Genomic DNA, 6,871 nt, shown 5'->3' on the forward strand with positions numbered 1-6,871 from the left:
GGGCTCGTCACGGCGGGCGTCCGCTCACAACCCGGCCGGGCGCGGCAGCGGTTCGACCGCCGCGGTCACGTCGCCGGTGAGCGGACGGTCCTCCGTGCCCGCGGGGAGGACGGCCGTCGCCGCGGCGAGGACGTCGGCCGGTGGCGCCGGCGACCCCGCCCGTTCCGGGCGCATCCTCAAGACCCGCATGGCGGCCACGAGTTCACAGGCGACGGCGGTGACGTAGGCGTCCGTCGCCCGCAAGGTCTGGCGGGCGGCGGAGAGCTGCGCGGTCTGCAGCAGGGCGAGGTTCGCGGCGTCCAGGGCGCTGCCGTGGACTCGTTGACGGCCGGGTGAAGGCCCAGACGGAGAGCGTCGGTGAGGGCGTCGACGAGGGCGGGCTGGATGCCGGAGCCGCCGGCGAGGAGTTGGTTGGCGCGCACCGCGAGCATGGCGCGGACCTGGCGTGCGGGGACCAGCCCGCCCGCGCCGCCCGCGTGGCTGCGCGCAGACACAGGCCGTGCGCGGCCTCGTCACCCTCCTCGACCGGCACCGAACGCTGGGCGCCGACGCCGATGCCGCGGCCGTACAGCCGTCCGGCGGCGGCGAGCCGCCGCCCGGTGTGCCAGGACCGTACGGCCCGCTCACGCGCCTCGGGGGCCACGGTGGGCACGGCCGCACCGTCGACGAGCGCGATCAGCCCGCCGACGGTGGGGGTGGTTCCGTTCAGGACGACCCGGGCTTCCCCATGGTGCGGGGAGACGCCGGTCGCTCCGTTTGCTGTTGTGCCCAACGGTTCACGGGATCCGATGGAACGTCAGCCCAGGCCGGCCGACTTCAGCCAGGCCTTGGCGACGTCGAGCGGGTCCTTGCTCTCCAGCTGCACCTGGGAGTCCAGCTCGAGCAGGGCCTTCGTGTCGAGCTTGGCGGAGACGGCGTTGAGCGCGTCGACGCCCTCCTGCGAGAGCCCGCTCTTGTAGACCAGTGGGGTCACGTTCGCGAATCCGAAGAGGTTCTTCGGGTCCTGGAGGACGACGAACTTCTCCTTGGTGATGGTCGGGTCCGTGGTGAAGATGTCCGCGGCCTGCACGGTGTCCTTCTTCAGCGCGGCCTGGGTCAGCGGGCCGCCCGCGTCCAGGGCCTTGAAGGACTTGAACTTCAGCCCGTACACCGAGTCCAGGCCGAGGAGGCCCTGCTGGCGGGTCTGGAACTCGGGCGATCCGCCGAGGACCAGCTTCGGCGCGATGTCCTTGAGGTCGGCGAGCGTGGACGTCGCGGTGAGGTCGTACTTGTCCGCGGTCGCCGCGTTGAGCGTGACGGAGTCCTTGTCCTCGGCCGGCGACGACTCCAGCAGCGTCAGCTTGGAGTCGAGCTTGGCCTTCGCCGCGGCGTTCACGCTCGCCAGCGAGGTCTGCTCGGCCTTCGCGTCCAGGTAGGCCAGCAGCGAGCCGTTGTACTCCGGCAGAACGGTGATGGAACCGTTCTTGAGCAGGCCGTACGTGGTCTCACGGCTGCCGATGTTGGGCTTGTAGGACACCTTGACGCCCTTGGCCTTCAGAGCCTCGCCGTAGATGTCGGCGATCAGGATGCTTTCGGCGAAGTTGTTGGAGCCGACGACCACGGTGTCACCGGCCGCCTTGTCGCCGGCGAGCGGGTCGGAGGTGTCGTCGGACGAGGAAGAACATCCCGCCAGCAGGATCGTCACCGCCGCGAGGGCGACGGCCGCCGCACCTGGGTGGTTCCTGAGGGACCTGCTGCTGTGGGCGTTGGTAGTCACGGTTCCCGTTCCGGGCTGGGGGGTTGATGAGAACTCAAACACTCTGGCCTGATCCAATCCACCCGCTTCTTGATCAGTCAAGAGCAGCCGGGTCACCGATTGGCTTCGATCCGTGATCACTTGCACACGGATCGGAGATCACTTGCGCATGGATCAGGAGATCACCTGTGTACCTCCCGGGAGGTCCCGGCAAGGGATCTGTACATCTCTTCGTAATGGATTCTTGACGTAGGGCGACGCGCTCGACCGTTCGAATAGGGGATAGTCTCGCCGGAGTTGGCGTCCGCCACAGCAGTCGGCGCCGACCACAGCGGTGTGCGGGGGCCGCTTCCGTATCATTCACATTCGGACACGTGTGTGCAGAAGTCGGCATGCATGCGAACCCCCCTTGCACGCTTGCAACACCTTCTTGAAGGAGGCCCGGTGTCCACGAAAGAGGTGGACGCGTCCGCCCGGCCGGCACCCTCGCCCTCGGCACCGATGTCCCCGCGCGGGGGACTGCGGGGATTCGCCGACCGGTGGCCCTTCCAGCGCAAACTGAACGTACTCGTCGGTATCCCGCTGGCGGTGATCGCCCTGCTGCTGACGTACCTCATCGTCGACCTGGTACAGGAGTCCAACCGCGCGGAGGACGCCGCCCAACTGGTCCGTGACAGCGCTCAGGTCGCCCAGCTCGTCGCCGAACTCCAGGACGAGCACCAGCAGGCCATCCTGCTCTCCGTGCGGCACGAGGCCTCCTTCGACGGCGGCACCCCCTCCACCGACGGCTACCGGCAGGCGCAGGCCACCGTGGACGCGCAGGTGCGGAAGGTGGTCGACACCTTCGGCGACCGGCTGCCGGACACCGAGGTGCAGGCTCTCAAGGAGGTCCAGGGCCTGGCCGGCCTGCGGGCCACCATCGAGCAGGGTTACCTGCCCGCCGACAACATCGACCCGGCGTACTCGGGCGCGGCCGACGGCCTCATCGACGGCCTGGGCCTGGACCGCAACGCGGACCTCGCGACGACGTTCACCGGTAACCTCCTCGACTCGCTGCTGCGCGCCGACGCCGCGCACGGCGCCTTCGAGACCGGCGTGTTCTCCGCGCGGACCGGCGACAGCAACGCGCTCATCGAGTTCACCGGCGCGGTCGGCTCCTACGAGCTGTTCACCTACCAGGCCGAGCGGTTCGACCGGTTCGCCGGCGACGCCCAGTCCGAAGAGTTCGGCGGCATCGAGCACAACGCCTCGCAGGCCTCGATCGGCCAGCACTACGCCGAACTGGCCGTGGATCCCAGCGCGTTGCAGGCCGAGTCCATGGCCGAGATCCGCACGGCGTTCCGGGCGGCCATCGCCTCCTACCCCGACTACAGCGCGCAGGCCGCGACCCGGCTGAAGATCACCGCGTCGCTCATCGACCAGATCGCCGACCGCGCCGACGGCACCGCCTCCAGCGCCCAGTGGCGCGCTGGCCTGCTGCTGAGCCTGGCGCTGCTCTGCTTCGCCCTGTGGATCGCCTTCTCGATCCTGGTCCGCCGCTCCGTGGTGCGCCCGGTGCTTGCGCTGACGGGGGCCGCCCAGGAGGTCGCCGACGTCGCGGGCCGCGAGCTCGCCCGCGTCGCCGACGACGACGCCGAGGAGTCCGGACCCCCGCGGCTGCGTGAGCTGCCGGTCACCGCGGACGACGAGATCGGTGAACTCGCCGAGGCCTTCAACAACGTGCAGACCACCGCGGCCGCGCTGCTGGAGCGCCAGGTGCTCAGCCGGCGCAACGTCGCCGAGATGTTCGGCAACGTCGGTCGCCGCGTCAGTAATCTGACGACTCGTCAACTGGCGCTGATCGACGCGGTGGAACGTGGCGAGACCGACCCGGCGCTGCTGGAACGCCTCTACTCCATCGACCACATCGCGGTCCGCCTGCGCCGCAACGCCGACAGCCTGATGCTGCTGGCCGGCATCCGCGAGACCGTTCTGGACGCCGGGCCGACCGAGCTCACCAACGTCGTACGCGCCGCGCTGGGCCAGATCGAGGGCTTCCAGCGGGTACAGCTGCGTGCCGCGACCGAGACCATGGTGGAGCCCGACATCATCGGCGACCTGACGCTGATGATCGCCGAACTCCTCGAGAACGCCGTGTCGTTCTCGCCCGAGGGCAGCCCCGTGGAGGTGGTGGTCGGCACCGACCACGACGGCGCGTCCATCACCGTCGCCGACCACGGTCTCGGCATGAGCGCCGAGCGCCTCGCCGAGGAGAACTCCCGCCTCGTGCGCCGCGAACGCCTCGACGTCGTCCCGACGAAGGTGCTCGGCCTGTTCGTGGTCGGCGCGCTGGCGCGCCGCTGGGACGTCGACGTCACCCTGTCCCGCACCCCGGGCGGCGGTGTGACGGCCGAGGTGCTGATCCCGTCGACCCTGCTCCTGACGATGAGCGAGCTGGAACCGGCCGCCACGCTCGGCTCGAGCGGCGCACCTGCTGTCCCGGCCGCCGCGCTCGCCGCGCCGTCGGCCCCCGCGGCCGGCCCCTCCCCGTCCTCCTCGATCCCGTCCACGGTTCCGTCCTGGGCGACGACCGGGGACGAGGCGACCGCACTCCCCCGCCGGGTCCCGCGCCGTGACCCGTCCCCCGGCGAACCGGTGACCGAGGACCCGCTGCCTTCGGCGGCCGGCCCCGAGGACCCGACGGGTGACACCGCCACGACCACGGCCGAGCCCGCGTCCCGGGTCCACCCGGCCGGTGCCGGGATCCCGGCGCCCCGCACCTCCGAGCCGACGCGCCACACCCGCGCGGAGGACGAGACCGGGTCCCACGCCCGTACGGCGGAACACGCGACCCCCGCCGGCCCGGCGGAGCACACAACCTCCGCCGGCCCGGCGGAGCACACGAACGCCGCCGGAACGACGGAGCGGGCGCCCGCGCGCACTGCCGGGTCCCAGCCCCCCGCCCGTGCCACGGAGCCGGCGCCGCAGGCCCTGGCGTCAGGCTCCGAGAACGGCTCCGTGCGTACCGCGGGCGGTCCCGCTGACTCCGGCCGCGGGACGGAGCGGGTCGCCGCCGGCCAGGGCGCCGAACCGTCCCCGTCCGGCCGTGCCGCTGGTCCCCTCCCCGCCCGGGCCGGGGCCGACGCGTTCGCCGTCGGTCCCGACGGCTCACGTCCCCTGCGTCGGCGGGTGCGCGGGGCGACGCTGCGCACGACCGCCGACGCCACCGCCCAGCAGGCCGCACGGCAGCCCGCCCGCCCCGCCGACGCGGACGCCGTGCGCGATTCGCTGGAGGAGTTCGAGGCGGCCGTGGCGCGTGCGCACCGCGACACCGGCGAACACCCTCGCCCCACCGAAGACCCGGTCGCCCGCCGGAACGACCACCGGCCCGGCCACCGTCCCGACGACCAGTCCGACCGGACCGACCGGACAGTGCCGTCCGACCCGTCCGACCGGACCGACCGGACCGACCGGACCGACCGGACCGACCGGACCGACCCGATCACCGAGCCGATCACCGACCCGATCAACGTCCGGGACACCCCGCACCACCAGAACCACCAGAACCACCTTCCGGAAGGAGCCGAGCAGTGAGCACGTCGACAGGTGAGACTCCCGCCGGAGACGCCAAGCCGACCGACCTGCGGGCCGCCGCAGCCGACTTCACCTGGCTGCTCAACCGTTTCGCCACCGAGACCGCAGGGGTCGTGGACGCCATCGCGGTGTCCTCGGACGGCCTGCTGATCGCGGTGTCGGAGCTGCGCGAGCACGCCGACTCCGAACGGCTGGCCGCGATCGTCTCGGGCATCACCAGCCTGGCCGCGGGCGCCTCCGGGAACTACGGCCTGGGCGGCCTGAACAAGGTCATCATCGACCTGGAGGGCGGCCACGTCCTGGTCTCCGCGATCGGTAGCGGCGCCGTACTCGGCGTGGTCACCGACAAGGAGGCCAAGCTGGGCAACATCGCCTACGAGATGACGGTGTTCGCCAACCGCGCAGGCACCGCGCTGAGTCCGCAACTGGTCCTGGAACTGAAGAACAGCGTCGGCGTCACGCGTACGCGCTGAGCGCGTGCCACCGTAGAGAGAGCGAACACCGATGGCGGACGGCCGCACACCGCGCGGGGCCGGCGAGGACGGCGCCGCCCCCGTCGGCCCCGCACCCGCCGTCCGGCCCTTCCTGGTCACCGCCGGCCGGGTGGCGGGCGCCGCGGGCGAGGCGTCGTCCGGCCGGACGATGCCCGTGGAGACCCAGCTGGTGGCCACCACCGGCGGGCTCGACGCGCTCGACCGGCTCTCCTTCGAACAGCACGACATCGTCGCCGCCTGCCGCGTGCCGCAGTCCATCGCGGAGATCGCGGCCAGGCTGCGGCTGCACCTGAACGTGGTGCGGGTCCTCGCCGAGGACCTCCGGACGGCGGGGCAGCTGTCGGTGCACGTGCCCGACTCCGGCGTCACCCACGACGCATCCGTTCTGCGCAGGGTTATCGATGGCCTGCGGGCCATCCCCGACTCCCGGGGGGTACTCCGTGACACCGACTGAACCGCTGGTCCGCACCTCGGCCGGGCAGGCCGCCGTACGGCCGCCGTTGCCGGTGAAACTGGTGATCGCCGGCGGCTTCGGCGTGGGCAAGACCACTGCCGTCGGCTCGATCTCCGAGATCGAGCCGCTGACCACCGAGGCGGCGATCACCGAGGTCGCGGCGGGCGTGGACGACCTCAGCCACACCCCGCGCAAGACCACGACCACGGTCGCGATGGACTTCGGCTGCATCACCATCGACCCGACACTGAAGCTGTATCTGTTCGGCACGCCCGGGCAGGAGCGGTTCGGGTTCATGTGGGACGACATCGTGGAGGGCGCGGTGGGCGGGCTCGTCATCGTGGACACCCGCCGTCTCGACGACTGTTACGCCGCCGTCGACTACTTCGAGCACAAGCAGATCCCGTTCGCCGTCGCCGTCAACGCCTTCGACGGCCGGATCGCGCACACGCTGGACGAGGTCCGCTGGGCCCTCGACGTGTCCGAAGGGGTTCCGCTGCTCGTCTTCGACGCCCGCGAGCGCGGCTCGGTACGCGACGCCCTGCTCGTCGTACTGGAACAGGCGCTGGCGCGCTCGGGGGGCTGACGAGGGCGAGCGAGCGACCGCGGTGCGGG

General features: G+C 71.8%; 7 protein-coding genes. 4 read left to right on the forward strand and 3 right to left on the reverse strand.

Annotated features, from left to right (window positions below; all coding sequences use genetic code 11):
• Nucleotides 1–24 precede the first annotated feature (24 nt).
• The 3 genes from ACFWBB_RS37860 to ACFWBB_RS37870 all read right to left on the reverse strand — a co-directional run bounded on the left by ACFWBB_RS37860 (nucleotide 25) and on the right by ACFWBB_RS37870 (nucleotide 1,756).
• Nucleotides 25–243, reverse strand: coding sequence for a hypothetical protein (locus tag ACFWBB_RS37860; RefSeq protein WP_385282319.1), 219 nt, complete (start codon nucleotides 241–243; stop codon nucleotides 25–27).
• Nucleotides 177–431 carry an aromatic amino acid lyase gene (locus tag ACFWBB_RS37865; RefSeq protein ID WP_385282316.1) on the reverse strand — a complete coding sequence of 85 codons (255 nt, stop codon included), beginning with the start codon at nucleotides 429–431 and terminating at the stop codon, nucleotides 177–179. Before ACFWBB_RS37865 ends, ACFWBB_RS37860 begins: the two co-directional genes overlap by 67 nt.
• A gap of 365 nt (nucleotides 432–796) precedes the next feature.
• Nucleotides 797–1,756, reverse strand: coding sequence for an ABC transporter substrate-binding protein (locus ACFWBB_RS37870; protein ID WP_385282303.1), 960 nt, complete (start codon nucleotides 1,754–1,756; stop codon nucleotides 797–799).
• Nucleotides 1,757–2,179: 423 nt separating this feature from the next.
• Here ACFWBB_RS37870 and ACFWBB_RS37875 point away from each other — a divergent pair, with 423 nt between their 5' ends.
• The 4 genes from ACFWBB_RS37875 to ACFWBB_RS37890 are packed head-to-tail and all read left to right on the forward strand — an operon-like array spanning nucleotide 2,180 to nucleotide 6,842.
• Nucleotides 2,180–5,308 carry an ATP-binding protein gene (locus tag ACFWBB_RS37875; RefSeq protein ID WP_385282306.1) on the forward strand — a complete coding sequence of 1,043 codons (3,129 nt, stop codon included), beginning with the start codon at nucleotides 2,180–2,182 and terminating at the stop codon, nucleotides 5,306–5,308.
• Nucleotides 5,305–5,781, forward strand: a complete 477-nt coding sequence (locus ACFWBB_RS37880) for a roadblock/LC7 domain-containing protein (RefSeq protein WP_171400113.1) — start codon at nucleotides 5,305–5,307, stop codon at nucleotides 5,779–5,781. The genes ACFWBB_RS37875 and ACFWBB_RS37880 overlap by 4 nt, the downstream gene beginning before the upstream one ends.
• Before the next feature lie 31 nt (nucleotides 5,782–5,812).
• The gene (locus ACFWBB_RS37885; RefSeq protein WP_385282309.1) at nucleotides 5,813–6,256 is read left to right on the forward strand and encodes a DUF742 domain-containing protein; all 444 of its coding nucleotides are present in this window, start codon (nucleotides 5,813–5,815) and stop codon (nucleotides 6,254–6,256) included.
• A complete protein-coding gene (locus ACFWBB_RS37890; RefSeq protein WP_189923015.1) occupies nucleotides 6,243–6,842 on the forward strand; it encodes an ATP/GTP-binding protein in 600 nt (199 codons plus the stop codon). The genes ACFWBB_RS37885 and ACFWBB_RS37890 overlap by 14 nt, the downstream gene beginning before the upstream one ends.
• Nucleotides 6,843–6,871 lie beyond the last annotated feature (29 nt).

The sequence above is a fragment of the Streptomyces sp. NPDC060000 genome, from assembly GCF_042737375.1.
GTDB lineage: Bacteria > Actinomycetota > Actinomycetes > Streptomycetales > Streptomycetaceae > Streptomyces.

Excerpts from the sequence above, each read along its gene's own strand:
- ACFWBB_RS37885 (WP_385282309.1), top strand. The coding sequence starts at position 5,813 with ATGGCGGACGGCCGCACACCGCGCGGGGCCGGCGAGGACGGCGCCGCC.
- ACFWBB_RS37865 (WP_385282316.1), bottom strand. The coding sequence starts at position 431 with ATGCTCGCGGTGCGCGCCAACCAACTCCTCGCCGGCGGCTCCGGCATC.